Annotated in this window: 22 protein-coding genes and 9 pseudogenes; 18 read left to right on the top strand and 13 right to left on the bottom strand. The window is 69.4% G+C overall.

Annotated elements, in window-relative coordinates:
- Positions 1 to 2: 2 nt before the first annotated feature.
- The 3 genes from fxlM to OG819_RS51080 all read right to left on the bottom strand — a co-directional run bounded on the left by fxlM (position 3) and on the right by OG819_RS51080 (position 4,012).
- Positions 3 to 1,835 carry a methyltransferase, FxLD system gene (gene fxlM / locus OG819_RS51090; RefSeq protein ID WP_266656731.1) on the bottom strand — a complete coding sequence of 611 codons (1,833 nt, stop codon included), beginning with the start codon at positions 1,833 to 1,835 and terminating at the stop codon, positions 3 to 5.
- 81 nt (positions 1,836 to 1,916) lie between these two features.
- The gene (locus OG819_RS51085) at positions 1,917 to 2,552 is read right to left on the bottom strand and encodes a lanthionine synthetase LanC family protein (protein ID WP_266637048.1); all 636 of its coding nucleotides are present in this window, start codon (positions 2,550 to 2,552) and stop codon (positions 1,917 to 1,919) included.
- The gene (locus OG819_RS51080) at positions 2,549 to 4,012 is read right to left on the bottom strand and encodes a lantibiotic dehydratase family protein (protein WP_266637050.1); all 1,464 of its coding nucleotides are present in this window, start codon (positions 4,010 to 4,012) and stop codon (positions 2,549 to 2,551) included. Before OG819_RS51080 ends, OG819_RS51085 begins: the two co-directional genes overlap by 4 nt.
- On the opposite strand from OG819_RS51080, the pseudogene OG819_RS51075 reads away from it, so the two are divergent.
- The 5 genes and pseudogenes from OG819_RS51075 to OG819_RS51060 form a co-directional block, all read left to right on the top strand.
- A pseudogene (locus tag OG819_RS51075) lies at positions 3,921 to 4,681 on the top strand (IS6 family transposase). The gene OG819_RS51080 and the pseudogene OG819_RS51075 overlap by 92 nt on opposite strands.
- Before the next feature lie 109 nt (positions 4,682 to 4,790).
- Complete coding sequence (locus OG819_RS51070; RefSeq protein ID WP_266656729.1) at positions 4,791 to 5,273, top strand: transposase; 483 nt, start codon at positions 4,791 to 4,793, stop codon at positions 5,271 to 5,273.
- 51 nt (positions 5,274 to 5,324) lie between these two features.
- Positions 5,325 to 5,756 carry a DUF4259 domain-containing protein gene (locus OG819_RS51065; RefSeq protein WP_266656727.1) on the top strand — a complete coding sequence of 144 codons (432 nt, stop codon included), beginning with the start codon at positions 5,325 to 5,327 and terminating at the stop codon, positions 5,754 to 5,756.
- Between the two features lie 85 nt (positions 5,757 to 5,841).
- Positions 5,842 to 5,934, top strand: a pseudogene (locus OG819_RS59380) (hypothetical protein); the annotation flags it as partial.
- A 125-nt stretch (positions 5,935 to 6,059) separates the two neighbouring features.
- Positions 6,060 to 6,283 (top strand): annotated as a pseudogene (locus tag OG819_RS51060) (peptidoglycan bridge formation protein FemAB); the annotation flags it as partial.
- A 56-nt stretch (positions 6,284 to 6,339) separates the two neighbouring features.
- On the opposite strand, the gene OG819_RS51055 reads toward OG819_RS51060, so the two are convergent.
- Positions 6,340 to 6,801, bottom strand: a complete 462-nt coding sequence (locus OG819_RS51055) for a ricin-type beta-trefoil lectin domain protein (RefSeq protein ID WP_266656725.1) — start codon at positions 6,799 to 6,801, stop codon at positions 6,340 to 6,342.
- 168 nt (positions 6,802 to 6,969) lie between these two features.
- Between OG819_RS51055 and OG819_RS51050 the strand changes: the two are divergent.
- A pseudogene (locus OG819_RS51050) lies at positions 6,970 to 7,179 on the top strand (Tn3 family transposase); the annotation flags it as partial.
- 99 nt (positions 7,180 to 7,278) lie between these two features.
- Here the strand turns inward: OG819_RS51050 and OG819_RS51045 are convergent.
- A complete protein-coding gene (locus tag OG819_RS51045) occupies positions 7,279 to 7,863 on the bottom strand; it encodes a DinB family protein (RefSeq protein ID WP_266656723.1) in 585 nt (194 codons plus the stop codon).
- A 134-nt stretch (positions 7,864 to 7,997) separates the two neighbouring features.
- Between OG819_RS51045 and OG819_RS51040 the strand changes: the two are divergent.
- The 6 genes and pseudogenes from OG819_RS51040 to OG819_RS51015 all read left to right on the top strand — a co-directional run.
- Positions 7,998 to 8,954, top strand: a pseudogene (locus tag OG819_RS51040) (ISAzo13 family transposase); the annotation flags it as partial.
- 81 nt (positions 8,955 to 9,035) lie between these two features.
- Positions 9,036 to 10,382, top strand: coding sequence for an IS4 family transposase (locus OG819_RS51035; protein ID WP_266638246.1), 1,347 nt, complete (start codon positions 9,036 to 9,038; stop codon positions 10,380 to 10,382).
- A gap of 17 nt (positions 10,383 to 10,399) precedes the next feature.
- Positions 10,400 to 11,143 (top strand): annotated as a pseudogene (locus OG819_RS51030) (ISAzo13 family transposase); the annotation flags it as partial.
- Between the two features lie 768 nt (positions 11,144 to 11,911).
- Positions 11,912 to 12,190, top strand: coding sequence for a hypothetical protein (locus OG819_RS51025; protein WP_266637063.1), 279 nt, complete (start codon positions 11,912 to 11,914; stop codon positions 12,188 to 12,190).
- A 12-nt stretch (positions 12,191 to 12,202) separates the two neighbouring features.
- Positions 12,203 to 12,436 carry a hypothetical protein gene (locus OG819_RS51020; RefSeq protein WP_241756912.1) on the top strand — a complete coding sequence of 78 codons (234 nt, stop codon included), beginning with the start codon at positions 12,203 to 12,205 and terminating at the stop codon, positions 12,434 to 12,436.
- 1,135 nt (positions 12,437 to 13,571) lie between these two features.
- Positions 13,572 to 14,342, top strand: coding sequence for a hypothetical protein (locus OG819_RS51015; protein ID WP_266656721.1), 771 nt, complete (start codon positions 13,572 to 13,574; stop codon positions 14,340 to 14,342).
- 44 nt (positions 14,343 to 14,386) lie between these two features.
- Here OG819_RS51015 and OG819_RS51010 read toward each other — a convergent pair whose 3' ends face one another.
- Positions 14,387 to 14,926, bottom strand: coding sequence for a hypothetical protein (locus OG819_RS51010; protein WP_266656719.1), 540 nt, complete (start codon positions 14,924 to 14,926; stop codon positions 14,387 to 14,389).
- A gap of 533 nt (positions 14,927 to 15,459) precedes the next feature.
- On the opposite strand from OG819_RS51010, the gene OG819_RS51005 reads away from it, so the two are divergent.
- Positions 15,460 to 15,795, top strand: a complete 336-nt coding sequence (locus OG819_RS51005; RefSeq protein WP_266656717.1) for a hypothetical protein — start codon at positions 15,460 to 15,462, stop codon at positions 15,793 to 15,795.
- Positions 15,796 to 15,827: 32 nt separating this feature from the next.
- On the opposite strand, the pseudogene OG819_RS51000 reads toward OG819_RS51005, so the two are convergent.
- Positions 15,828 to 16,025 (bottom strand): annotated as a pseudogene (locus OG819_RS51000) (transposase); the annotation flags it as partial.
- Positions 16,026 to 16,146: 121 nt separating this feature from the next.
- Positions 16,147 to 16,485 (bottom strand): DUF6233 domain-containing protein, encoded by a 339-nt coding sequence (locus OG819_RS50995; protein WP_266637071.1) that lies wholly within the window; start codon positions 16,483 to 16,485, stop codon positions 16,147 to 16,149.
- A gap of 103 nt (positions 16,486 to 16,588) precedes the next feature.
- On the opposite strand from OG819_RS50995, the gene OG819_RS50990 reads away from it, so the two are divergent.
- Positions 16,589 to 17,584 (top strand): hypothetical protein, encoded by a 996-nt coding sequence (locus tag OG819_RS50990; protein WP_266656715.1) that lies wholly within the window; start codon positions 16,589 to 16,591, stop codon positions 17,582 to 17,584.
- A 190-nt stretch (positions 17,585 to 17,774) separates the two neighbouring features.
- Here OG819_RS50990 and OG819_RS50985 read toward each other — a convergent pair whose 3' ends face one another.
- Both OG819_RS50985 and OG819_RS50980 read right to left on the bottom strand, forming a co-directional pair.
- A complete protein-coding gene (locus OG819_RS50985; RefSeq protein WP_266637073.1) occupies positions 17,775 to 17,984 on the bottom strand; it encodes a DUF6207 family protein in 210 nt (69 codons plus the stop codon).
- Between the two features lie 344 nt (positions 17,985 to 18,328).
- Positions 18,329 to 19,237, bottom strand: coding sequence for an SDR family oxidoreductase (locus OG819_RS50980; RefSeq protein ID WP_266637074.1), 909 nt, complete (start codon positions 19,235 to 19,237; stop codon positions 18,329 to 18,331).
- Between the two features lie 254 nt (positions 19,238 to 19,491).
- On the opposite strand from OG819_RS50980, the gene OG819_RS50975 reads away from it, so the two are divergent.
- Positions 19,492 to 20,829 (top strand): IS110 family transposase, encoded by a 1,338-nt coding sequence (locus OG819_RS50975; protein ID WP_266647905.1) that lies wholly within the window; start codon positions 19,492 to 19,494, stop codon positions 20,827 to 20,829.
- Between the two features lie 606 nt (positions 20,830 to 21,435).
- Here the strand turns inward: OG819_RS50975 and OG819_RS50970 are convergent.
- From OG819_RS50970 to OG819_RS50960, 3 genes are all read right to left on the bottom strand, one after another.
- Positions 21,436 to 21,915, bottom strand: coding sequence for a MarR family winged helix-turn-helix transcriptional regulator (locus OG819_RS50970; RefSeq protein WP_266637076.1), 480 nt, complete (start codon positions 21,913 to 21,915; stop codon positions 21,436 to 21,438).
- A gap of 11 nt (positions 21,916 to 21,926) precedes the next feature.
- Positions 21,927 to 22,988: an alkene reductase gene (locus OG819_RS50965; protein WP_266656713.1), complete on the bottom strand. Its 1,062-nt coding sequence runs from the start codon at positions 22,986 to 22,988 to the stop codon at positions 21,927 to 21,929.
- A 79-nt stretch (positions 22,989 to 23,067) separates the two neighbouring features.
- Positions 23,068 to 23,973, bottom strand: coding sequence for an NADP-dependent oxidoreductase (locus OG819_RS50960; protein WP_266655873.1), 906 nt, complete (start codon positions 23,971 to 23,973; stop codon positions 23,068 to 23,070).
- 857 nt (positions 23,974 to 24,830) lie between these two features.
- On the opposite strand from OG819_RS50960, the gene OG819_RS59375 reads away from it, so the two are divergent.
- The 3 genes and pseudogenes from OG819_RS59375 to OG819_RS50950 all read left to right on the top strand — a co-directional run.
- Positions 24,831 to 25,493: a replication-relaxation family protein gene (locus tag OG819_RS59375; RefSeq protein WP_353962883.1), complete on the top strand. Its 663-nt coding sequence runs from the start codon at positions 24,831 to 24,833 to the stop codon at positions 25,491 to 25,493.
- Positions 25,385 to 25,681, top strand: a pseudogene (locus OG819_RS50955) (transposase); the annotation flags it as partial. The gene OG819_RS59375 and the pseudogene OG819_RS50955, both read left to right, overlap by 109 nt.
- A gap of 33 nt (positions 25,682 to 25,714) precedes the next feature.
- Positions 25,715 to 26,005: pseudogene (locus OG819_RS50950) on the top strand (transposase); the annotation flags it as partial.
- Positions 26,006 to 26,057 lie beyond the last annotated feature (52 nt).

The following is a 26,057-nucleotide window of genomic DNA, read 5'->3' as shown; positions in this document are numbered from 1 at the left end:
GCTCAGCCCTTGCGCGCCCAGTCGACGACGAGACGGCTGTAGGGCTTGTCGACGACGAAGCGCGGGTCGTCCGCCGTCAGCCGGTCACGCGAGTCCGCGACGGCCATCCGGAAGCCCGGTTCGGGGGCGTCGTTGCCGCCGGTCGCGTCCCAGGCGCGGATCTCGCTCACGACGCGCTCGGCGAGGTCGGCGCCGCCCTCGCCGTGGCCGATCACGCCGACCTCCCAGTACCGGCCCTTCTCGTCCTCGCCCTCGCGGATGGTCAGGTACGCGAGCGACCCGCCGTCGAGGGCGGCCATGGACCCCCACCCGAAGTGCGGAGTGAACCCGGGGCGCTGGCCCGGCAGCCGGGACAGGCCGTTGGGCAGCACGCAGGCCAGGTACAGGTACAGCCACTCCCACGCCGAGCCCTGCCGGAACTTCACCCCGGTGTAGAGCTTGGTCTGCTGCTGGTCGAGGACGGTACGTAGCGCGTCGCGGTCGACGTCCTGCTCGCTGAACGTCTCCAGGCGCACGTTGCCCTCGCCGGCCATCGGCACGAGGGTGTACACGTCGTCGCAGACGCCCTTGCGCAGCGGGATGAAGGTGGCCATCTCGCAGGAGACGGTCTTCCACGTGTCGCCGTCGCGTTCGAAGGCGAAGCTCCGGGAGATGCTGCCGCGGATGCGCATCGGCAGGACCAGGCGTCCGCCGGGGGCGAGCTGGTCGAGGATCTTCACGGGGACGTCGCCGGCGCCGACGGTGAAGATGATCCGGTCGTAGGGGGCGTGCTCGGGCAGCCCGGCCGCGCCGTCGGCCATCACCGCGGTAGCGTTGTCGACGTCGGCTTCGGCAAGGTGCTGGCTCGCGCCGGCGACGAGGTCCTGGTCGACGTCGAGGGTCCACACCTGCCCGCCGGGGGAGACGATCTTGCCGAGGAGGGCGGCGTTGTAGCCGGTTGCGGCGCCGGCTTCCAGGACCTTGTGGCCGGGCTGGGCGCCGAGCTGTTCGAGCTGGGTGGCGACGATGGACGGCGCGGAGATGCAAGAGATCATCTCCCCGTGCTCGTCGTGCTTGATCGGGACCGCGTCCTCCTTGTACGCGCTCTCCAAGTCGACGCCGGGCAGGAAGGCGTGCCGGTCGGTGGTGCGGAAGGCGTCGATGGCCGCCTGGCTGCGCAGGTGGCCGCTGTCGACGAGCCGCTGGGCGAGGGCTTCGCGCAGCTGGTTGGGGTCGATCACGGGTGTCACGGTGGTCTCCATTCGAGGGAGGCTGGAGTCCGCGGATGCGGACTTGCGGGTAGACACGTCAGCTCCTTCTCCGGCGGAGAAGGCGACGTGACGGCCGAGCCACGCGGTGGCGGCCTGCGCGTCGGCAGGCACGCCCGCGCGGTTGAACGCGAAGATCGCGTGATGGGCGATGACGCCCCGGATTCCGCGTATCAGTCGGCCGTCGGCGACGAGTCGGCGCAGGCGGCGGCCGGCGTCCTCGAACGCGGCGACGCGCTCGCCCCAGCCCGCCTCCGCGTCGGGGCGCCGGGCGGCGTCCGCGTTCATCAGCCGCCGCATCGCAGAGACGGCATGCTCCAGCGCGGTCCCCTGGGGCGGGGTGACGGGGGGCCGCAGGGCGGCCCACCGGGCGTACACGTCTCCGGCTTCGAACGGGTCCAGCCCGGCCTCGCGGATCATGGCGGACAGCAGCATCACGCTGCGCTCGCGGGCGCCGGGGGTGCCGGTCTCGGCGAGCGCGGCCGGGCTGTCGGCGCAGAACACGTCGTGCGCGACCTCCATGCCCTCGGGGCCGCCGAAGGCATGGGTCTCCGGCTCGTAGATCCCGCCCGTCCAGCCGGTGATCACGCGGTCGGCGACGAGCTGGGCGCAAGGACGCCGGCGTGCGCCTGCGCACCGAACAGCCCGCCACCGGCCTGCTGGACCAGCTCAGTGGGCGCCGTGCCGGTCGAGCCAGGTCGCGAACGTGCCGACGGCTTCCTCCTGGCCGGGGACGCTGACTCCGGCGCGCAGGGCGAGGGAGAGCACGGCCAGGGGCCCCGCGATGCCGTGGGCCATGCCGTTGTTGCCGTGCCCGCCGGCCATCTCCTTCCCGTCCGGGCCGACCGCCGACCACCACCCGGGCAGCATCCGGCCTTCACCACGGGCGGGGTGGGCGAGCGCGACGAGGCAGGCGAGCACGTCGGGCAGCCGGGGCGCGATCGGGCGGCGGGACAGCAGCAGGGCGGCGAGTCCGGTCAGGCCGCGGATGAGGTCCCATTCGGCGAGGTGGGGCAGCGCGCCGGCCGCCTGACGGCGGTGGGCGGCGGCGAGCCGGGCGTCCACGACGCGGTCGACGGCCGCGCGGACGTCGTCGCCGGCCCCGTGGGCGCGGGCCAGGACGAGCTCCAGGGCGGGTGCGCCGTGGAAGAGGCTGGCGTTGCTGCCGGTGCTCACCCCTCGGACGGTGGCCTGGGCGAGGTGGCGGCGCGCGGTGGACAGGTCCCGGCGCTCGATGTCGAGCAGGGTCATCCCCAGGGCGCCCTCGGACAGGTCCTGCGTACGGGGCACGGTCGTCGTGGTCATGAGCGCCTGGCCAGGGGGACGACGATGCTGTGGGCCCGGCCGCCGATCCACCCGTCGGCGTCCGGCGGGGGCGCGTCGTGCAGGGTGGCGATGCCGAAGGGGCTGGCGTCCAGGTGCGCGCGCAGGAGGTCCAGGTCGACGTCGCGGGTGAGGTCGAGGGGCAGCTGCTGGTCGTCCTCGGCGAGCAGGACCCGCTCCGGCACCCGGAACCGGGCACGCCAGGCGTGGAGTTGGTCCGCCCACTGCTGGAGTGGGGCGGTGCGGGCGGGTAGCGTGCGGCTGCGGATCTTCCACCGGGCGGTGGTGAGGATGGTGCGCCGGTAGGTGAGGGCTGGGGTGAAGGGCAGGGTCCAGGCGGCGCCCCAGTCGAACCAGGTTACCTGCGGGGACGCGGCCCGGCTGATCTCGCCGAGGAAGCGGGCCATCGGCGGGGTGTAGTTGTTCCACAGGAAGTTGATGGCGGTGGGGGCCAGCAGTTCCAGCGGCTTGCCCGTCGCGGACTCCACCAGCTGGGGGCGGCCGTCGGCGACGGTGACCGACAGGTCGCGGGGGAAGAGGACGTGCGGTTCGGGGCGGCGGAATTCGCCGACGCTGACGATCCGGGGCAGGGCCTGGGGCGCGCGGGTGAGCAGGTCGGCCGGCACGCGTCCGGCGTGGAAGGAGAGCTGCGCGAGTTCCGCCTCCGGATCGACGGTGGGCAGGTTCGCGTACGCCTCCTCGGCGCCGGGGAACAGGTGCCAGAACCGACCGGTCATCGATCCGGCCGAGCGGGAGACAGTGAGCACGCGCAGCCGGAAGTCGCCCCGGTCGAGGGCCGGAACAGAGGTGGCGTGGACCTGTGCGGCCAGTTCGAGGTGAGGCGCCAGGCCGTGGGGCTTGTCGCCGGCCGCTGCTTCCAGTTCCTCGATCATCGCCCCGGTCACCGCGACGGTGCGGCTGCCCTCGGCGGCGGCGGTGCCGGCCAGCTCCAGCAGCAGGCGGTCACGCCGGGACATCGGCCGGGGCGGTTCGCTCGCCGTGACGAAGCCTGCAGGGAAGCCCACGCCCCGGTCAGGGTCCGTCACCGCTTCCACCGGCACCGCGGTGTTCTCGCCGTAGCGCTCGGAGAACTGCTCGATCCACCGCCGCCAGGTCGGTGTTCCGGTCGGATGGGTGACCAGGCGGGCCAGGACGGTCGCGGCGGTCTCCACTTCGGTCAGCACCTGCTCGGGCAGCCGCACGTCGGAGTTCAGCCGCAGGTCGCACGGGGTCCGCAAGCCGGCTGCCTGAGCGCGCGCCGCGGGCGGTAAGACGTCGGTGGGGTCGGCGACGGTGGCGGGCGCGCGCAGCGAGGAGCGCAGCAGCCGCACCCGCAGCTGACGGCCTGAGATGGTCTCCAAGTCGATCACGCTCGGGAGGGGATCGCGCGTGGCGAGCACGCGGCCGTCGTACAAGGGCCACCGGTACCCGGTGGAGATCATCTCCCACTGCGTGTGGCTCTGTACTTCCGGTTCCCGCTCAGCTTCCGCGAGGTCGAGGAGCTGATGCTCGAGCGCGGCGGCATCGTCTCCTACGAGACGGTCCGCCGGTGGTGCCGGAAATTCGGGCAGTCCTACGCCGACGCGCTGCGCCGACGCCGCCCCAGGCCAGGCGACAAATGGCATCTGGACGAGGTCTTCGTCAAGACCAACGGCGAGCGGAAGTACCTGTGGCGCGCGGTGGACCAGGACGGCAACGTCCTGGACATCCTGGTCCAGAGCCGCCGCGACAAGGACGCGGCCAGGCGTTGCTTTCGGAAGCTGATGAAGAAGACCCGGTCGGTGCCCCGCGTCATTGTGACCGACAAGCTCCGGTCCTACGGTGCCGCCCACCGCGAGGTGATGCCCTCGGTCGAGCACCGCTCCCACAAGGGCCTGAACAACCGGGCCGAGAACTCCCACCAGCCCACCCGGCAGCGCGAACGCGCGATGAAAGGCTTCCGCTCCGTCGGCGCAGCCCAACGGTTCCTGTCGGCCTTCAGCGGCATCTCACCCCACTTCCGATCCTCGCGCCACCTGATGACCGCCACCGAACACCGCCTCGAGATGACCATCCGCTTCACCATCTGGGACCAGATCACCGGAGTCGTCGGCCAGCCCGCCAGGGCCTGACCCCGGGACTGCCACCCGGCCCGACCCGCGCTGACGCGACCTCAGACACCTCACACCCTCAACAACGTGACAACGCCGTACCAACGCCTGGAAGCTATGGGAGGAGATCATGCCGCTCGGCTACAAAGGCAGCTACCAGCGCGTCCGCGCCTACCTGCACAAGAAGCGCACCTCCCCGCGGCCGGTGACCGCCCGGCCGCCCTCGCCCCGGACGGTCGCGGGATGGATCCTCAGCCGCCCGGAGACCCTCACCGAGCCCGAACAACTCCACCTCAAGACCGTCCGCGCCCACTGTCCCGAGCTCGATGCTTTCACCCGGCACGTCCGCTCCTTCGCGGTCATGCTCACCGAGCGCCAGGGCGAGCGTCTCCCGGACTGGCTCGACGCCGTCCGGCAGGACGACCTGCCCAGTCTCCACACCCTCGCCGCCGGCATCGACCGCGACCTCGACGCCGTCACCGCCGGATTGACCCTGCCCTGGAGCTCAGGCGCGGTCGAGGGGCATGTCAACCGGATCAAGATGCTCAAGCGCCAGATGTTCGGGCGTGCTGGCTTCGCCCTTCTGCGTAAGCGAGTACTGCTCGCACAGTGATCGCAATGTCAGCGGCTGATGCGAGGATCCCGGCGACACGAGGAGATCAACATGGGCACCTGGGACACTGGCCCCTTCGACAACGACACGGCCGCGGACTTCGCCAACACTCTCGACGACGCCAAGCCCGAGGAGCGCGAGGCGCTGATCCGTGGCGTCCTCACGCGCACCGTCGACGCCATCGGCTGGCTCACCGAAGGAGAAGAAGCGGTGGCCGCCGCCGCACTGATTGCGACCCAATGTCCAGGCGGCGACCCAATCGACACACCCTACGGCCCTGAGAAACCCATGCCCGCCTTTCCCAACGATCTTCGGGCGCTCGCGGACGAGGCCCTCGCCCGCGTCATCAGCGACGAGGCCGGGCCAGCCTCGAACTGGGTCGACCCGGCAGACTGGAAGCAGTGGCGAGCCAACCTCACCCGCCTCCGCACAGTCCTTGCCCCGCCTCCACCGTCCATCCCGGTGTTCGATGTCGAGCAATGACAGAACGTCACCCGCCACAAAACCTGAGCAGAACCGCTACTCGTGAATAAAGCCAGCCGTGGGGACCGTGATGCTGCCGTAGACCCGCGGCACCATCCACCAGGCGTACCGGGACGGCATGGAGGACCAGCTCGGCTCGCTCGGCCTGGTCCTCAACGCCATCGTGCTCTGGACGACCCGTTAGAAGCTGTGTGATTGGCCACGGGCAGTGAGGTGTGCCAGGTGGGCGGGGTGTCGTCTGAGGAACCTTGGGGTGACGGCGTTTCTCCGTAGGCTTGCGCATCAAGCAAAGGAGCACTGCGCATGAGTTGTCGCCTGAAGGCGGTCACCCGCGAGGAGCATCTGGCCTTCGTTGCAGCCCAGCCCTCGGGGAGAGGTGAAGCCGGACTGGCGGGCGGAGAGTCTGGGGCTGGTTCGACGAGGATGACCGCCTCGCCGGCGCCGGGCTGGTGCTGCTGCGACCGTTGCCGAAGTTGAAGCGGTACCTCGCCTACCTGCCCGAGGGCCCGGTGATCGACTGGGCTGCCACCGACTCGCCGCCTGGGTCAGAAGGGTAGGCCGATTGGCGGTGCCTTGCAGGGAGTCAGGTGGTCTGCATCTCCCACTGCTGGGAGTTGCCGCCTGAGCACGGGACGAGTTTGACGAGGTGCTTGGCGTCCGCCCCTTCGCCGAGACAGGTGTCGGTCACGTTGTTGACCAGCTGGAACCCGACGGTCGTGGGGGCCAGGACCCACAGGGCTGCCGGGTCGCTGGACAGGCACGGCTTCATCGTGGCCGCACCGTTGCGGGCCACCAGGCAGAGCCGGTCGCCCGCGTTCTGCCGCATGGTGGAGAGCTGGAAGGCTTCGTTGTTGATCAGCCAGGTTTGGTAGCCGCTGCCGTTGCAGTCGGTCGCGTAGGGTCCGTAGTCGGCTCGGTAGTCCAGGCAGCGGCCCGTGGCCTCGTTCTTGAAGTGCACGTAGGCCGATGCCGCGTTCGCCGTCGTCGGACTCAGGCCCCACGCCAGCACAGCGGCCGTGCTCACCGCGATAACCCTCTTCAGCAACGCCGTCTCCCTCGACCTCGTCCGATGCTCCACTGACGCTGAACAGTAAAGCGCCTTTGCCGGCCGCGGGTGCAGCTTCTGAGCCATGCCCCTGGAGAACGATCGGCGGCCGGGCATCATCTCGGGAATCACAGAGCGTCACGGATCATGGGATGTGACACAGGCATTTACATCGACGCCGCCGTCGCCCAGCTCCAGGCCGAGGGCCACGAGATCCGCGAGGAGGACATCACCCGGCTCTCCCCGCTCAAGCACCGCAACCTGAACCTGCTTGGCCGCTACAGCTTTACCGCCTCGACCCCGGCCGCCGTCGCCCTGCGCCCGCTGAGCGACGCGGACGCGCTCGAGCTGGACGAGGACGACGAAGGGGTGGACTGAACGCCCACATCGGGTGACGCGGGCATATCGGGTGGCCGGGTGCTCGGAAATCGCAAGTGCCGGTAGGGGAGCTGATGTCAGGCTGCCTGGTATGTCCGACTAAGCCTTGATTGATGCGGCCGACCTGGCGGCCTGCTCGATCTTCGCGCAGTAGGCTGCACGGGCTTCCTCGTCGATCTGCTTCTCGTGTTCGGCGCGCAACCCGGTCCGGCCGTCGAGGCCCTCGCGCAGGATATCGGCGTGCCCGGCATGCCGGATGGACTCGCCGAGGACATGGACCATGACGGCGAACAGGTTCGTGTCGGCATAAGGCTCCGGCCACCACGGCACGTGGCCGGGGGCGTCCAGGGGAAGCTCGTTGATCGTCGCGTCCGAGTGTTCCCACGTGCGCCGGTAGAACCCAATGATCTGATCGCGGGTCTCGTCCTCGGTCGCCCACAGATCGCTGCCGTTGGAGTCCTGCCACCGGGGCAGCGGTTCCGGGGAAGGGCGGTCGAAGACCTCGCCGAAGTACCTGGCCTCGACGGTGGCCACGTGTTTGACCAGGCCGAGGAGGTTGGTCCCGGTCGCCGTCAAAGGTCTGCGGGCGTCGTATTCGGACAAGCCGTCGAGTTTCCAGAGCAGCGCCTTGCGGTCCCGCCGCAGTCTCCCGTGCAGGTTGTCTTTCGCGAATTCATCGATCATGCGGCAGGAGCCTGCCATGGGCTGCTCGTGGTCTCAAGATCCCGTACGTGGTCCGCAACGACTGGCAGAGCCGAGGCTTAGGGCCCGTAAAGAATCAACACGTTGCTTCACGGTCTTCCTATCGTTGGTGTGGTATGCGTATACCGAGCGAGGTCCGTGACCAACTTGCCCTGAGGTTCGGGGTGTTGTTACCTCATCTGAATGAGCGGCAGCAGCGGCTGGCGTTGGCCGCCGAGGCCCGGCTGCTGGGGCACGGCGGGGTCCGGGCCGTCGCGTGTGCCGCAGGGGTGAGCGAGACGACGGTGCGGAAGGGTGTGTTCGAGCTGGAGGGCGGTGAGGACCCGCTGCCCGATGGCCGGGTCCGACGGGACGGCGGCGGTCGCAAGAGCGCCGAGGAGCTTGACCCGCTGCTCGTTCCGGCGTTGCTGGCGCTGGTCGAGCCGGATGAGCGGGGCGATCCGATGTCGCCGCTGCGGTGGACGACCAGGTCACTGCGGTCTCTGGCCGGGGAGCTGACGCGGCAGGGCCGTGCCGCTTCGGCGCCGACCGTGGGCAGGCTGCTGATGGAGAACGGGTTCAGTCTGCAGGCCAATGCCAAGACCCTTGAGGGCGCTCAACACCCAGACCGGGACGCTCAGTTCCGGTACATCAACGACCAGGTCAAGGACCATCAGGCGGACGGCGAGCCGGTGGTCAGTGTGGACACGAAAAAGAAGGAAGTCGTCGGGGAGTTCAAGAATGCGGGATGTCAATGGCGGCCGGCCGGTGAACCCGTGCGGGTTGACGTCCATGACTTCCCCGGTGATGCACTGGGCAAGGCCCTGCCCTACGGCATCTACGACCTGGCGGCGGACACCGGCTGGGTGAACGTCGGTACGGATCACGACACCGCAGCCTTCGCGGTCGCGTCGATCCTCCGTTGGTGGAACGGGCAAGGACGTCTCGACTACCCGCAGGCCAGACGTCTGCTGATCACCGCCGATGCCGGCGGCTCCAACGGCTACCGCACCCGGGCCTTCAAGACCGAGCTGGCTGCGTTCGCCGCCCGGACCGGCCTGGCCGTCACGGTCTGCCACATGCCGCCGGGCACACAATGCCGTTGCTTGAACTCGTCAAGCAGTTCGCAGTGACGCCGGAGGAGCGCGGTCGTTGGGCCCGGCATGCATCCTTGGGTGGGGTTGTCCGACCATGTGCGACTGGGGGTGGTGACCCGGTGGGTGACTCCGGAACTGGTCGCCGAGGTGCTGGAGAAGTGCCGGGTCCGGGACAAGAAGCCCGGCGCGCTGCCGGCCGGGTTCATGGTCTACTTCACGCTTGCCTTGGCGCTGTTCCAACAGGACTCCTATGACGATGCGGCGGAGCAACTGGTGGGCAGTATCAGGGAGTTGAGCGGGAGCATCCCGAACAAGTCCTCGTTCACGCGGGCGCGCAGGCGTCTGGGACCGCTGGTCCTGGAGGCCGTCTTCCGCGAGCTGGCCGACCCGTTGGCCCCCGTCGGCCTGGAGGGCTCCTTCTACCGCGGGATGCGGCTGGCCGCGGTGGACGGGTTCGTGCTGGACGCGCCGGACACACCAGCCAACCGTGCCGCGTTCGGTGGGCCGGTCAAGAACGGCCAGCCGGCGGGGTTCCCTCAAGTGCGGGTGGTGACACTGACCGAGTGTGGCACGCACGCGCAGATCGACGCGGCGGTGGGCGGATTCAACGGCGGTGAGCGGGAGTTGGCGATCACTCTGGCGACCTCGGCGAGCAAGATGCTCGTCATCATGGACCGGGGCTTCCCCGGGGTCGAGTTATGGAAGGCCTATCTCGGATTCGGGGCCCATCTGCTGATCCGGGCTCGCTCGCCGGTGGCGCACCGGCCGGTTGAGTATCTGCCTGACGGGACCTACCTGGGGAGGATGAACCTGGGCGGGCAGAAGGGCGCGCATCCTGGCGGGGTGCTGGTCCGGGTGATCGAGTACCGCGTTGACGGCGGCGAGGTGGTCAGGCTGTTGACCGATCTGTTGGACCCGGTTGCGTATCCGGCGGCGGAGTTGGCAGAGCTCTACCATGCCAGGTGGGAGGCGGAGTCGGCGTTCCGGCAGATCAAGACGTTCCAGCGCGGGCCGGTCGAGGTCCTGCGCTCGGGAGACCCGGATCTGGTGCGGCAGGAGGTCTGGGCGCACCTGGTCGTGCACCACTGCCTCACGCGGGTCATCATGTGTCTGGCCGACGACAACGGCATCAACCCGGACCGGGTCTCGTTCGTCAAGGTCCTCAAGCACACGCGGCGCAGCGTGGTCCGACAGTGCGCGGATACGCCCAAGAAGATCAAGAAGTTCCTGGCTGTGCTGGCGGCGAAGGTGCGCCGGAAGCTCGACAACGGCGCCAGGCGCCTGCGTGAGGCGGACCGGCACCTCAAACGGCCGGACTCGAAGTACTCCTCGAAGCTCTCCTACCGGATCAACACCCGGGACCGGCAACCGACACGGCGGATCACAGCCAAGGCCATCACGCTGCACACCGCGATAGTCCAGTAATCAAGCAACGGCATTGGCCGGGCACATCGAAGTGGAACAAGGTGGAGCATCGGCTGTTCTCCGCGATCACCATGAACTGGCGTGGCAGACCGCTGAGCAGCCACGAGGTCGTCGTGCAGTCCATCGCCGCGACCACCACCCGCACCGGTCTCACCGTCCACGCCGAACTCGACACCGGCGCCTATCCCACCGGTGTGAAGGTCAGCGATGCCGAGCTGAACGCAGTGCCGGTCACCGGCCATGCCTTCCACGGCGAATGGAACTACACCGTGCACCCCCACTCCTCCAGCCCGACAGGCCCCACCGGACCAGCGCCTGGGCCAACGGCGGTCTTCGACCGCGGTGCTCTGTCACATCCCGCGCTGACCGGTATGACCTGCACCGCACTGACCGAGCTGACCGCGACCCTGACCGCCGACTGGCAGACGCTGCAGAAACAGGACCCCGCCACCCGACGCGACGGCGGCGAGCGGCGCCGGGCCCCGGGCGGCGGCCGCAAAGCCAAACTCGACCTGGCCGACCGGGTCCTGGTCACCGTGCTGCAACAAAACCTCGCCCTGCCGCCCACCGTGCTGGCCCACCTCTTCGCCGTCAGCAAGGACACCATCCGCCACACCACCAGCGAGATCCGGCGACTGATGGACCAGCACGCACACACACCCCGGCCCCCAGCAGCACACCTCAACACCCTGGCAGGACTCCTCGTCCACGCCGCCGCACACGGCGCGACTCTCACGACAGAGACCAAACCAGCATGTTGATTATTTACGGGCCCTTAGGACTCCTTACACAATGAGATACCGGGAATGACTATCTGTCAGAGAGACGTGGGGTGGGGGTGGGGTGCGTGACGGCACGCGGCCGACCGGCTCCCCCTTCTCGTACCGGAAGTGGCAACTGCCCGCTGGAGGCTGCTTCTGCACGGTGTAGGTGCTCTGCGGGCCGGCCCCGACCGCGATCGCCCCCTGCGGGCCGCCGCGCGCGTCTGTACCCGAAGGCTTCGTGGCCGCAGTTCCGGCCGGGGACGCGGTCGATCCGCCCGTTGCGGCCGGTGAGCAGCCCGCCAGGAACACCGCGGCAAACAGCACGGATGACGCGGCACGGTAGCTGGAGTGCATGACGACCCCTCACGAGCAGGCAATGGCTGGGCACATACTGCCCGGCCGGCGCATCAGTACACCGGCCGGGGCCCGCGCCAAGGAGCACGACACTAAGCGGGATGCGCCACTGCGCAGCGCGTCGCTTGCGTCCGCGCTCACCGAAGCGGGTTCCCGCTGTGTCAGTGGATCAGCGGCAGGGTGCCGGCGAGGTGCCCAAGGCTTTTGAGACCTTCGCCGCGGCCACGTTCTTCGGCTCAAGTCCCAAGCGAAACTGCGGCTTTGGGCAAGGCTCGCCCATGCCCTGGTATGGAGAAGGTGCAGGTCACCAGATGTTCACCGCCTGCATCTACCCGCATAGATCCGGCGGGTGCTGTCATTCCGTCAGCCGCCCGGTGCCTCGCCTCCGGGCCCGAAGCGGGAGACCCCCAAATGCGACCTCTGCGCCGCGTCACCGCCACCACCACCGCCCTCGGCATGGCCGCCGCCGGCCTCATCATCGCGGTGAGCGGCACCGCGCACGCCTCCGCCTGTTCCCAGTCCTACCTGCCGTTGCCCGACTCGTCCTGCACGCCCGGCTCGTACAACCCCGACGTCACCCAGTCGAACATCCACAGCACCATCTGCGTGTCCGGCTGGACCGACACCGTCCGGCCCTCCACGTCCTACACCAACCCGCTCAAGGCGCAGGGCATCATCGACTACGGGTAGTCCGACACCAACATGTCGGACTACGAGGAGGACCACCTCGTGCCGCTGGAGCTCGGCGGTGCGCCCCGTGACCCCGGCAACCTGTGGCCCGAGCCGCACTACGGCACGAAGACCGCCTACACCAAAGACGGCACCGAGACGAAACTGAAGAACGCCGTCTGCAACGGCACCATCACCCTGTCCGCCGCCCGCAGCGCCATCAAGAACAACTGGACCACCGCACTCCAGGTCACCGGCATCGGCTGACCTCCAGCGAGGCCGTAGGCCGCGCCGCGTGATGGGATCCAGAGAGGACCGGCTGCGCCCCTGCGCGCGGAAGCCCAGCAGCTCTGTCCCAGGAGCGCGGCGCGAGCGGCCAGGGTCTGCAGGAGGCCACGCCCATCACCGTCACCCTCGCCCGCTGACCCCCCTACCACCCGGGTCCGCCGCGTGCAGTTTCTGCGCCACGCCAGGGCGACGGCCTGGATAAGTCCCCGACCTTCGCGGTTGGGGCGACGACCTCGATCAGTCCGGACGGGACCGCGGCCGTCGCGCAGCTTCTGCAGAATCCACCCCGAAGGCCGGCGCTCCCCGAGGACCTCACGGGCCGTCGACTGCGGTGTCCGTTCCAGGAGGTCGATCTCCTCGGGGGTGAGCAGCGCTGAAGTCACGGCTCACCTCCAGGAGCCCAAGGACAGAGCGGTTCGGGGCGGTAGACTCAAGTCGCCCAAAAGGCCCAGTAGTTCGAGGAAGAGATTCGGTCGCGGCAGCGGGCCTCCCCTGTGGGAGGCGGACGGCCTGGAGCCGCCTCTGGCTCTTCCGGAAGGAGCTACATGGAAATGGCGGGCTGGGTGACTGTCGGGACAGCAGCGGTCGTAGGGGGTTTCACTGTTGTGGGACACCTCTTTGACCAGGTCCCCGCGCTTTCCCAAAAGATGATCACGGCGATTCGGTCTGTTCGCGACGTCCGCGAAGAGCTCCGGGCCAGCCGCAAGTGATCAACCGGCCGCGTCAGCAGGCTTCCCACAACCTCTGGCGCGACCGGAATCACACGCCCAGCTCCTGCTTGTAGTCGGCGATGGCGAGCACGGCGGCGGAGGCGGTCTCCTCCTCGGGTCACTCGTCGTAGAAGGCCTCAAAGGTGAGGGCCGCTAGATGTGCCGTCTCATGAGGTTGGTGCCAGGGAACCGCGATCTGCGAAGTTGTGGCCCTCTTCAGGAAGGACGACGAAAACCCCGGATCCAGGCGGGTCCTCCACCGATGCTGTGCGGATGCGAGCTTTCCACTCAGGGGTGGGCCACTGGGTGTCGCTGTCCCATCGGACCCCTGCAAGGTCGACCTCAACAAGATCCACGATGGTGAGATCAGCGCCAATGAAGTTATTCGCCGCACTGATTAGGTTGTGGTGAGCTTCGATGAAGTCGAGGTCGAGGTCGAGGTCATGGTCGAGGGCGGGGTCGAGGTCGCGAACGAGGGCGCGGATGAGGTCGCGGTCTCGTTCGAGGTTGAGGGTACGGGTGCGGTCGAGGAAGAGGTTGCGGTCGTGTTCGCGTTCGAGGCCGCGGGCACGGTCGAGGGCGCGGACGAGGGCGGCGTCGAGGTTGAGGTCGCGGTCGCGCGCGCGGTTCAGGGCGCTGACGAGGGCGAGGTCCAGGTCGCGGTCAAGGTCCCGGGCGAAGTCGCGCGCGCGGTCGCGGTCCTGGGCGAGGTCGCGCGCGCGGTCGCGGTCCCGGGCGAGGTCGCGGACACTGTCGAGTTCGCGAGCGCGGGCGCGGACGTCGTCGAGACTGCTGTCACGGTCGAGGGCGTTGATGATGGCAACTTGAAAGCGGGTGGTGAGGTCGCGGACGAGGTAGCGGTCGTGGCCGAGGTCGTGGCCGAGGTAGCGGTCGAGGGCGCGGGCGCGGGCGCGGACGTCGTCGAGCCTGCGGGCACGGTCGGGGGAGCGGAGGAGGGCTACAACGTCAGACTTCAGGAAATCTGCGACGGCCAGAAGGTCACCACGACGCCGGAGCCGCTCCTGTGGAGGCACAGACTTCCAGCGAGCCGTTACCTCAGCCAGACTCAGCCCTGCCATGGCCTCCTGGGCTGGATCGCCCAGAGAAGTCTCGCCAAGGCCAGACGACAGGCTGGCGGTCTGCAGGGGAGGCCGGAAGCCCGGGGAACGACGTGAAAATACAGCCAGGACACGGCCAGCCAAGGACTCGGCAGCAATCGTCACGTTGCACCCCCTCCGCCCGTCGGATCCTGCTGTGCGGCAACACCTGTATCTGGCCGGGGATTCCCTGCTGCAGGACTACCCGGCCGAGGTCCCGGCAGGCCACCATCCGACGACCCGGGGCCAGGCGGTTGTCCGGTCGCCTCTCCGCCGAGGCCCCCCAGAGCAGCCCGCCCTGCACTCTTGACCATCAACGGCACCAGCGTGGTGGCCTGCTGGACAACGGACAGCGCGCCCAGCCCGATGAGAAACGCCGCCAGGGGATTTGTGCTCCGCGGATACGTGGCCGCCACGACACCGGTCAGGGCACCGCTGACGAGCAGCCGCATTACCCCGGCGACGCAATATGCCTTCCAGCCGGGTGCGGGCAGATGCTCCTCGCCAGGCCGCACATCAGCTCTGCGCCGAGGCGGATCGATGGTGTCCGACTGGACGTTCCACGGCATCTGACGGTGCCACTTGATGGCCTTGACGACGTCGACGGCCTCGATGGAGACGCCGCCAGCCGCCCCCACCAACGCCGCCATGAACCAATCCATGATCCGAGGCTAGAGGCAAATCATGCGACAGGGCAGTAGTCCCGTGTAACCAACGTGCTGAGACACCACAGCTAGGGCCTGTCCGATGAGTCAGGAACAGGGACGTCCACCCCGGCTGCCACGGGGGCGCTTTAATGCCCACGTGGTGAACTGGACGCAGATGCACGACTGCTACGGGGATGTCGATCGCGTCCCCGCGCTTCTGGAACGGGTGGAGCTCGAGGACAACGCCGAAGCATGGGAGGAACTGGGATATCGGCTGGTCCTCGAACACGACCTCGTCTTCCCCGCCAGCTTTGCCGCCCTGCCGGGCCTGGTGCGTCTCGCCTCGAGGAGCGCACGGGCGCGTGGACTGGCCGGGGCGATCCTGCGAGGTGCGGCAGGACACCACGGCTGCGACGATCTGCTGGCGGACTGCGCCGACGCGATCGCGGAGTTCCGCAAGCTGCTGGACCGGCACCTGCAATCGCGGCCGGTCGACTACTTCGCGGCCTTCCTCAATCTGCTTGCAGCCAAGGAGGAGTACCACTGGAGTGCCGTCCTGGGGGGACTTCACGGACGACTTCTACCACGTGGCCTGCCCCCACTGCGCCGTGGAAGTGACGATCGCCATCGGGGACTACGGGCGCTATTCAGCGATCCGGGACTGGAACCTGGGCGACGTGGACCGTCGCGGCCTGCGGCCGGCGTCCTTTCAGGAGCTCTCCGGCACCGGCCGTTGGATGCACGAGACTGCCGTCCGCGACGGACACGAGGCACTCGCCGACGGAATCGCCCACCTCTTCGGCAAGGGCGAATGCCCACACTGTGCCAGCGTGTTCAACATCGCGGACGCGTACACATCCGCCAACCGCCCTGTCCTGCGGTAGACCAGGGTGAATCGGAAGTAGGCGGGGAGGGCTCAGGAGCGGAGCCACAGCCGGATCGCAGTGACGGTCACCGTGCCGTGAAAGACGTAAGCCCGTTTGTCGAACCGAGTGGCCACGGCGCGGAAGCCTTTGAGGGCGTTGATCGTTCGCTCGACCTCGTTTCTGCGGGCATACCGGGCTCGGTCGAAGCCGGCGGGCCGACCGCTCTTGCTGCCGCGCTTTTGCCGATGGGCCCCCTGGACCGCGAAGAAGACCGCGGCGGCGAAGAGGCCGGCCCGGCGGCAGCGGGGTGCCTAGGCCGAAGTCCCGTGCAGGACGGGGGAGTGGAGCCGCGGCGTCGGCTGTGGCGGGTCAGTCGAGGATGCGGAGCTGGGCGTCGGGCTTGCAGTGCGTACAGGCGCGCACGCCGGAGGTGAGGAGTCGGCGTGCTTCGTCGCGCGGGACGGGGCGTCGTCGTTTGCCCGCGGCGTAGCAGCCGCCGACGTGCACTTCGATGGGCGGGCGTCCGTTGCCGATGCCGAGTTCGACGATCCAGTCCGGCTCTTGCGGCCGGTTCTTCCGGCCCCGTTCCTGTTCGGCTTCCCGTTCCTGAAGGTCGGCGATCTTGGTGTCGATGCGCTGCAGCCACATGGCGTGCCACACCCGCAGGGTGAGCAGTCGTGCCAGGTCAGGAGGCAGGTCGTCGAACATGTTTCCGATTCTAGATCTGCGGGTGACCAGGCTCGCCCTCTCGCGTGTTCGAATTCTAGTTCGATAACGTGGGGTGGAGGAGGTGGGTGCTGTGGAGGCAGGGATGGAGGCACGGCGGGTGGCGAGTGTGATGCATGTGCGGTGCCCGGACGGGTTGCCGGAGGACGTCTACCGACAGGTGCTCGAGCAGCTGGCGGAGCTCTCCCCGGTCGTTCAGGCGCTGCCCCCGTCGGCGGCCTTGGTGGAGCTGAAGGGGGCGCTGCGCTATCACGGAGTGGATGCGCGGCGGCTGGGGGAGGTGCTGCGGGTGCGGACCATCTCCCGGCTGGGTGTCGATGTGCGGGTCGGGATCGGCCCGTTTATTACGGTCGCGGCCACCGCCTCCGGCCAGATCACCGAGCCGGGCGGCGTCCTCGCCGTCGACCCCGGCCAGGTCACGGACTGGCTCGGACCGCTGCCCGTCGAAGCCCTCTACGGCATCGGCCCCCGCCAGGCCCAGGCCCTTCGGAACTTCGGCGTGCACTGCGTCGGCCTGCTCGCCGCCGTTCCGCCGGCGACGGTGCAGCGCGTTTTGGGCGGCCGGGCCGGACGCCAGGCGGCCGACCGGGCCCGCGGCGTCGACCCCCGCCCCGTGGCCCCGCGCGTCCTGCCCGCCTCCGCGAGCGTGAGCCGCACCTTCCCCCGGCACACCCTGGACGGCGCCGCCGTCCGCGCGGCCCTGCTCGACCTGGTCGTCACCCTCGCCCACCAGCTCCGTGGTCGGGGCCAGGCGGCCCGCGGCCTGACCCTGACCCTGCGCTTCGCCGGAGGCACCACATGGGAGAAGACCCGCCGGCTCCCGGATGCCTCCGCCCACGACCACGACCTCCGCACGTCGGCCTACCGGCTGATCGACGCGGCAGGACTCCAGCGCGGCCGCCTCACCGGAATCACGCTGAAAGGCGAGGACCTGATCGCCGCAGACCAGGTTGCCGAGCAGATCAGCTTCGACCAGGCACGCGAGGCCCGGCTGGTCGCCGAAGAGGTCAGCGACCGCATCCGCGCCAAGTTCGGGCCCGGCGCGATCCGCCCCGCCACCACACTCCTGCGCGTCTCCTGACCTGCCCGCCCCCGCCGCGGAGGCGAGACTAGTGCTGCTCCAACCACCAGGACTTCCAGGCCTGTTGAGTACACGAAGAGGAGTGGCCGCAGGCGGACGCGGTACGCGCCGCGATTGACGCGTGCCGTCCGCGCTGAGCAGGCGAAGAGGCCTCGACGCCGCGGTATTGACCCCTTCGGGGCGGGTACCTCTACGTGCCGAGCTCCTGTCGCAGGTCCAGGTAGCAGCGCAGCCGTACGCCGGGCTCGCCGGGCACGCGTGTCGTACGGTCCGCCGTCGCGGTCACCCACCGCGTGGCGAGTACTTCCTGGAGGGCAAAGGCCGTCTGGTCGTCGGCGGCTGCGACTTCCACGACGGCCAGCCCCGGCTCTGCCACATGCGCGTCATTGATCTGCCTCATGCCTGGCATGACGTGCCGACGCCTCCGGAGGTTCTCCCGTCCGAACGGCTTCACCCGACCGGTGCGCAGCTACGCGCGTGTGCCGATGTAGCGCACGGTCGGACCCCACTGCTCCGTCACGGGTGCCATGCACCACTGGCATAGTGGATTCTCTAGGGGAGCGGCTGTGGTGCGAGGCTAGCTGTAACAGGTGTCGTGGTATCGCCAGTTCAGGTGAAGCTCGGCTGCAGCCGGCCCGCCAGGTCCCATTCCGGGTGCGGTAGGAATGTGTGGCGATCTGTCACACCGGTTCCTGCACTCATCGGTTGGCCCCCGCCGGGCGGCGGGACCGGGATGCGGGCCCGTCACCGGTGCTGCGCCGTGCCCAGCTCGTCGGTGTAGCGGCCGAGGGCGTCCTCGGCCGTGGGGACGGGGCCGAACAGCTGCTGCTGGCGGCGGGGGTCGGCGACGTAGCGGCCGCTGTCGAACCAGCTGAACATCGCGGCCATGTCCTTGACCAGGGGCATGAAGCGGCCGGCGACGGCTCCTGCGGCGCGGGCGACGCCGGAAGGGACGGCCCACACCTTGATCTTCTTTCCCGCCCGGTTGCCCATCAGGTCGGCCATCTCGCGCATGCTGACCGGACGGTCCCAGCCGATGTCGATGCGCTCACCGTTGTCGGCCTCGGCGTCGACGGCGGCCGCCAGGTATGCCGCGAGATCGGAGGTGTGGACGAAGGTCAGCGGGACGGTGGTCTTGCCGATCCACATCAGGCGGCGCTTGTCGATCGGGTCGCCCGCCATGGTCGCGATCTGGTCGAGGAATGCCCCTGGCCGCAGTGCGACGAACGGGACGCCGAGTTGTTCGAGCTTGTCCTCGGCGATCTTCTTGTGCCAGAAGTGCGGGATTTGGGGTGTCTGGTCGCTGGTGAGGATGCTGGTCAGGACGAACCGCCGGATGCCGGTGCGGTGGGCGGCTTCGGCGAGGTTGACGTTGCCGACGGTGTCGATGTCGTGCGCGTTCTTGCCGCCGCGGGTGTAGCCGGCAGCGGTGGTGATGACGGCATCGGCGCCGTTCATGGCGGCGACGAGTGAGTCGAGGTCGAGCATGTCGCCGCGGGCGATCTCGACACCCCGGCTTTCGAGCCTGCTCGCGTCGGTGGTCGGCCGGACCAGTGCGCGGACGTTCTTACCGCGTTTGAGCAGTTCGTCGACGACCTTGCCTCCGAGGGAGCCGGTCGCGCCGACGACGAGGACGGGGAGGGTGGTGGTCATGGGGGTCTCACTTTCCATCAGGTCAGTCCCCCTGTTCCCTTCGGGTGCGCCTTGCCGGCGTGAAAACATGGCTGCGGCGCCTGCCCGCCGACGCCGGTAGCTCGTTGGGACGTTGAGCCCGTAGGTCAGTCTGGTGCCGGGGCCGCAGAGGGGCCACGCACTGTTGCCATCGAGCACGCCGGTCAGATTTTCGCTCCCCCCGCGGCCCCCTGGGCAGGCGTCGGCCCGTACGGATCGATACCAGGGAGTTGTGCATGGCGGACACCGACGACGGTGGCGTCGAGGAGATCGAGCAGGCCGAGGAGCTCGTGGCCCGTGTCGCGGCGATCGATATCGCCAAGGCGTCGGGCATGGTCTGTGTGCGGGTGCCGCACGAGGACAAGCCCGGCAAGCGCGTGCAGCGGGTCTTCAACACCGTCGCGACCAGCGGCGCGATCCTGGACCTGGCCGACCACCTGGTCTGCCAGGGCGTCACCCGGGTGGTGATGGAGGCGACGTCGACCTACTGGAAGCCGTACTTCTTTCTGCTGGAATCGCGTGGTCTGGAGTGCTGGCTGGTCAACGCCCGTGACGTCAAGAACGTCCCGGGCCGGCCCAAAACCGACCGCCTGGACGCGGTCTGGCTGGCCAAGCTCACCGAACGCGGCATGCTCCGGCCCTCGTTCGTACCCCCGAAGCCGGTCCGTGAACTGCGCGATCTGACCCGGGCCCGGGCCGTCATGACCCACGAGCGCACCCGCCACAAGCAGCGCACCGAGAAACTCCTCGAGGACGCCCAGATCAAGCTGTCCACCGTGATCGCCGACATCTTCGGCGTCTCCGGCCGGGCCATGCTGGAGGCACTGATCGCGGGCGAACGCAGCCCCAAGGCGTTGGCGGACCTGGCCCACGGCACCATCAAGGCCAGCCACAGCACCCTGGCCGAGGCCCTGACCGGCCGGTTCGAAGAACACCACGCCTTCATGTGCCGGATGCTGCTGGACACCGTCGACTACCTCACCGTGCAGATCGACAAGCTCACCGCCCGGATCACCCTGCGTCTGGCCGAGCTGTCCACCACCGAGGACGACGAAGGCCCCGGACAGGGCACCCTCATACCGATCACCGACACCGAACGCCTCGACGAGATCCCCGGCGTCGGCCCCAGCACCGCGCAGGTCATCCTCGCCGAGACCGGCCTGGACATGACGGTCTTCCCCACCGCCGGCCATCTCGTGTCCTGGGCGAAACTCTCCCCACGCACCCTCCAGTCCGGAAACAAGAACACCTCCGGCCCCACCGGCAAAGGCAACCCCTGGCTCCGCGGCGCCCTCGGCGAAGCAGCAATCTCCGCCGCCCGCACCGACACCTTCCTCGGCGCCCGCTACCGCCGCATCGTCAAACGCCGCGGCCACATGAAAGCCCTGGTCGCCGTCGCCCGCTCCATCCTGGTCGCCGTCTGGCACCTCATGAACGACCCGACCGCCCGCTACCGAGACCTCGGCCCCGACTTCCACACCCGCAACCTCGACCCGGCCCGCAAGAGCCGCGACCTCGTCCGCCAGCTCAAGGCCCTCGGCCACGACGTCACCCTCACCCCGGCAGCCGCCTGACATCCCACGACCCCACCGCCCCACACCAGCCCCCGACCGTCACCATCGAGGGGCTATCTCGCCATCCCCATCTGACCGTTGAGTTTTCCGGTCAGGAGTGGGGGTATCGGGCGGGGCAGTGGTGGCCGCGGACGTGGGCGCCGTCGGCCCGGGTCGCTCAGGGGGCGGGCCTGTGGTGGGCGGATCTGCGACGCCGGTCACCGCCCGCCGACCTGCAGAGCTTGCCGAGGTCTGAGGTGACCCGGGCGCGGGTGATGCGTCCGTCCTCGATGTGCGGCCAGCCGACGACGGGGAAGGGCTCGCCGGCCCCGCGGGGTGTTGCCCTCCCCCCCGAATGAGTTCCGTCCCGCTTGCACCGGGACAGCTCGTGCTTGCTTTGGACGCTGGGCCCCGCTCACCCCGTTCTCCCTGACGTACGGGGGTGAGCGGGCGTGTTCCGCCACATCCGCCGGCTCGGCTCACCGGGCTTCTTCCGACAGCCGGGGATCCTGGCTCCGTTCAGCACGGGCCTTCGTGAGCCGAGTGCGCTGCAGCTCTGTCCACTTCGCAGGAACGCCGGAAACGATCCGCACTCCAGACCGGAACCGGGGTGCAAGCCGAGGGGAGTTACTCGGACTCTTCCCGCGGAAGAGCACGGCTGTTGATCGCGTCGGCGATGGCATAGGCGATACGGACGAAGGACTCTGCCTGCTGCGCCGACAGGTTCAGCGCGGAGGTCTCCTCCAGGGCCCGCCACATGGCTGCCAGGGGCTCGCGCATGGCACGGCCCTTCTCGGTGAGGTGGACGACCATGACCCGCCGGTCGTGTTCGGCCGGCTCGCGGATGAGCAGGCCGGCGTCCTGCATGCGGCGCAGGGACTTGGAGACGGTGGAGTGGTCCAGGCCGACGCTTTCGAGCAGCTCGGACTGGGTCTGGCCGTCCCGGTCCAGGAGGTGCATCAGCAGCAGTTCCTGTCCGGGATGCAGGTCCATCTCCCGGAGCATGGCAGCGGCGCGGGCCCGGTGAGCGCGGGCGAGCTGGAAGATCGCGTAGCTCATCGGCCCCTCGCTGGCCGTGCTGGGGGTGTGGGGTGTGGGGGCGGGCATGGTTCGGTTCCTCAGACGGTGTGGGTGGGGTAGTCGGTGTAGCCGGCCACTCCGCCGCCGTAGAAGGTCGCCGGGTCGGGGGTGTTCAGCGGCGCGTCAGAGCGTAGCCGCTCGACCAGGTCCGGGTTGGCGAGCGCGAGGGCGCCGACGGAGACAAGGTCGGCCGTGCCGTGGTCGATGTCCTTGGCGCGGGTGGGCAGGTCGGTGCCGGCCCGGTTGAGGATCAGCGTGGTCGGCCACAGCGCGCGCAGGGTGCCCAGCAGCTCCTCGTCGCCCGCGTGCATCACGTGGAGGTAGGCGAGGCCGAGCGGGCTGAGGGGGCGCAGGAGTGCCGGATACAGGTCGGCGGTGTCGGACTCGGCGATGTCGTTGTAGGGGTTGCCGGGGGAGATGCGCAGGCCGGTGCGGTCGGCGCCGATCTCGTCGGCCACGGCAGCGGCGATCTCGACGGCGAAGCGGATTCGGTTGTCGAGGGAGCCGCCGTAGCGGTCGGTGCGCTGGTTGGTGTTGTCGGACAGGAACTGGTGTACCAGGTAGCCGTTGGCGGCGTGGATCTCCACACCGTCGGCGCCTGCCGCGACGGCAGCCGCTGCGGCGCGGCGGAAGTCGTCGACGGTCGCGGCGACCTCCTGCGTCGACAGCGCACGGGGTGTCGGCATCTCCTGGGGTCCGGACGCGGTGAACATCTGGCCCTGCGGCCGGATCGCCGAAGGGGCGACCGGCTGGCGCCCGTGGGGGGTGTTGTCGGGGTGGGCGATGCGTCCGGTGTGCATCAGCTGGATGACGATCCGGCCGTCGGCCGCGTGCACGGCGTCGGTGACCTTGCGCCACCCGGCGATCTGCTCGTCATTGTGGATGCCGGGGGTGAGGAGGTAGCCCTGGCCGTCGGTGGAGGGCTGGGTTCCCTCGGTGATGATGAGCGCGTGCGAGGCCCGCTGGGCGTAGTACTCGGCGTTCAGCTCGGTCGGTACGCCTTCAGGTGTGGAGCGGTCACGGGTCATGGGGGCCATGACCAGGCGGTGCGGCAGGGAGATGCCACCGACGGTGGTCGGTGTCCACAGAGCGTTCAGCATGAATGGTCCTTCGGTGCGGTGATGAACAGGTGGTGATCGGTAAAGCGGGAGGGCGTGGCGGAAGGAGAGGCGGGCGTGATCAGTCGAGGGTGAGGACGAGCTTGCCCCGCACATGCCCGGCGTCGCTGACCTGCTGGGCCGTGGCGGCCTGGTCGAGCGGGTAGGCAGTGACGGTGGTGACGACCTTGCCGGTCGCGGCATCCTGCGCCAGGGCGGCCAGACGGGCGGCCGAGCGTTCCTGGCCACCGCTGGCGAAGGTGATGCCGAGCTGGTGCGCGCGGAAGTCGGCGATGGTGACGATGCGCTCGGTGCCGCCGCGCAGGGCGATGGAGTCCTCCAGGGCTCCCTTCCCGGCCAGGTCGAACACCGCGTCCACGCCGTCGGGGGCGAGCGCCCGGACCCGCTCGACCAGGCCCTCGCCGTACACGGTCGCGGTGGCGCCGAGCGAGGCGAGGTAGTCCTGGTTGGCGGGGCCGGCGGTGCCGATGACACGCGCTCCGCGGGCCGTGGCGAGCTGGACCGCCAGGGTTCCGACCGCTCCGGCCGCGCCGTGCATCAGCACGGTCTCCCCGGCCTTGACTCCGAGCAGGTTCAGGACCCGCTCGGCCGTCTCGCCCGCCACCGGCAGCGCGACCGCGTGCTGCCAGTCGAGGCCGGCGGGCTTGCGGGCGACGATGGTGGCCAGCGCGTACTGGGCGTACGAGCCGGTGTCCGACCAGCCCAGCACCTCGTCACCCACCTGCACGTCCCGCACGCCCACCCCCAGGGCGTCCACCACGCCGGCGAGCTCGTGACCGGGGACGGAGGGAAGCGGCGTGGGGAACACGGCCTCCAGGGCCCCCGAGCGGATCTTGCCGTCCAGCGCGTTCAGCCCGGCCGCCTTGACGCGGACGCGGATCTGCCCGGGGCCGGGCTGCGGGACCTCGATGTCCGCCTCGCGCAGCACTTCCGTGCCTCCGAAACGGTCGAACAGGATGGCTTTCATGACGACTCCTCTCATGCCCCCACCCATTTAGGTGGCTGGACACATAACCAACGTAACAGCAAACATGTGGCTAGCCAAGTATTTGCTGTCGCTCGGGCCACGCAAGATCGGTCGTGGTCGCGTCGGTCTCCCCGGAGCGGAGGTCGAAGCGGGAGGCGCCCCGCCGGAGCGCGCCTTCCTCAGCCAGGCGCCCCCCTGCACCCCCGGCCTGTTAGCCGCGCAACCCCACCACCAGCCGGACGGTGCACAGAAGATTTTTGGTCCTGGGCACGAGCGGTCTGGCAGGGCGTTGACCTGCTGTGGTGGGGGTTGTGGTCGTTGTCTGGCAGGCCGTGGTCGGGGGGTTGGGCCGGAAAGTGATGCGCCTGGTCGGGGTGTTGTGGTGGGGGCGGTCGTGTCTACGGTGAGAGCCGTTCGGACGCCCCCCCCGCCCGCCCCGGTGGGGGCCGTCTGTACATCCCTCAGTGGCGGCGGGTCCGGCGCCACGGCCGGCACTCACCAGCTGGTCCCGGATCCGTCGCCGTGAGGACCGGCCACAGCCGCTAGAGCAACGGAGGTGCCCTCAGCGTGGATCGAGATCCGGCTGCGCAGTCTTCGCCGTACCAGCGCGCAGAGCGCAGCGCGCACTGCGGTGGGCAGGGGCGGGTGTGCCCTACCGAGGCCCCTACCGTTCCCCCTACCAACTCCCCTACCGGGACCTGTAGTGGCCTGCCCCTGGTTTGCGCAGGTCAGAGCCATTATTCGGCGCTACTGGTGCCCGAGGGCACCAAGTGCGCAGGCCGTGAACAACCCAAGGCTGAGAGGAGTGGTTGGGGGTGGGTGGGTCGCGGACGTAACCGTACGGGTCCACGAGCGCGGTGCGCGCACACGTGCTGGCCGCGCTCGGCGTGCTGAAGCTCGCGACCGCCGATCAGATGCACCGGCTGATGGCGCCGGGCCACAAGGACAACAAGGCGTTCCGGAACGCGGCCCTGGATCTGGCCCGGCACGGTCTCGCCGTTTCCGAGGGCAGCGCCCGGGACGGCAACAAGCTCTGGAACCTGACGCCGCTCGGACTGGACGCGGCCGCCGAAGTCCTGGACCGGCTGGTCGGGGAGATGGGCGGGACCGCGCGTGGTGCGGCCCGCTCGGGTGCCCCGCACGCGGTCGCGGTCAACGAGACGGTCATCGCCATCACCCGCACCCCCGCCACAGCGACCCGGCCCGTCCCGCGGCAGCAGCACGCTCCGACGCTGACAGCCACGGAGGACCCGGTTGTGGTCTTGAAGGCCGACGTTGTCGTATGGGGTGGGTGCGGATGTCGATGCAGCCGAAGGGATCTGGGGAGATTCCGGCGGAGACAGTGCGGGTGGCGAGGGCCGCGTTCCCGAAGGGGAGCCTGGCGATCCGGGTGCGGGACGAGCTGGGGCCGTTGTTCAGGGACGAGGAGTTCGCGGACCTGTTCCCGGCGCGGGGCAGGCCAGCCTGGTCGCCGGGCGGGCTGGCGCTGGTGTCGGTGTTGCAGTTCGTGGAGGGTCTGACCGACTGGCAGGCCGCTGAAGCAGTGCGGGCCAGGATCGACTTCAAGTACGCGCTCGGGCTTGCACTGGACGATCCGGGCTTCGACTTCTCGGTGCTGTCGGAGTTCCGTGACCGGCTGGCCGGGGCGGACGCGGGACGGCGGGTGCTGGACGGCTTTGTGGCCCTGCGGGTCCGGCCCGCCGGACGTGAGATCCGCAAGGCCACGGCCGGCACCGGGCTTCCGGTCCGCTGGCTGCTGGCCGAATGGCCCGCCGACCAGGACGAGCCCGTGCAGTTCTGGCTCTCCAACCTGCCCGAGACCACCCCGTTGCCGGTCCTCGTGCGCACCGCGAAGCTCCGATGGCGCATCGAGAACGACTACCGCGAGATGAAACAGGCCCTGGGCCTGGCCCACTTCGACGGCCGGACCTGGCCAGGCTGGCACCACCACGTCACCCTCGTCTCGGTCGCTCACGCCTTCTGCACCCTTCAGCGGATGACCCGATCCCCAAAAGAGACGGCGTCGGCCTGAGCCTCTACCGAGTCGTCCGCGAGCTGCAGATACTCCTCGCGATCTGGACCGG

This window comes from Streptomyces sp. NBC_01549, assembly GCF_026339955.1.
GTDB lineage: Bacteria > Actinomycetota > Actinomycetes > Streptomycetales > Streptomycetaceae > Streptomyces.
This window is presented reverse-complemented; position numbering and strand designations above follow the sequence as displayed.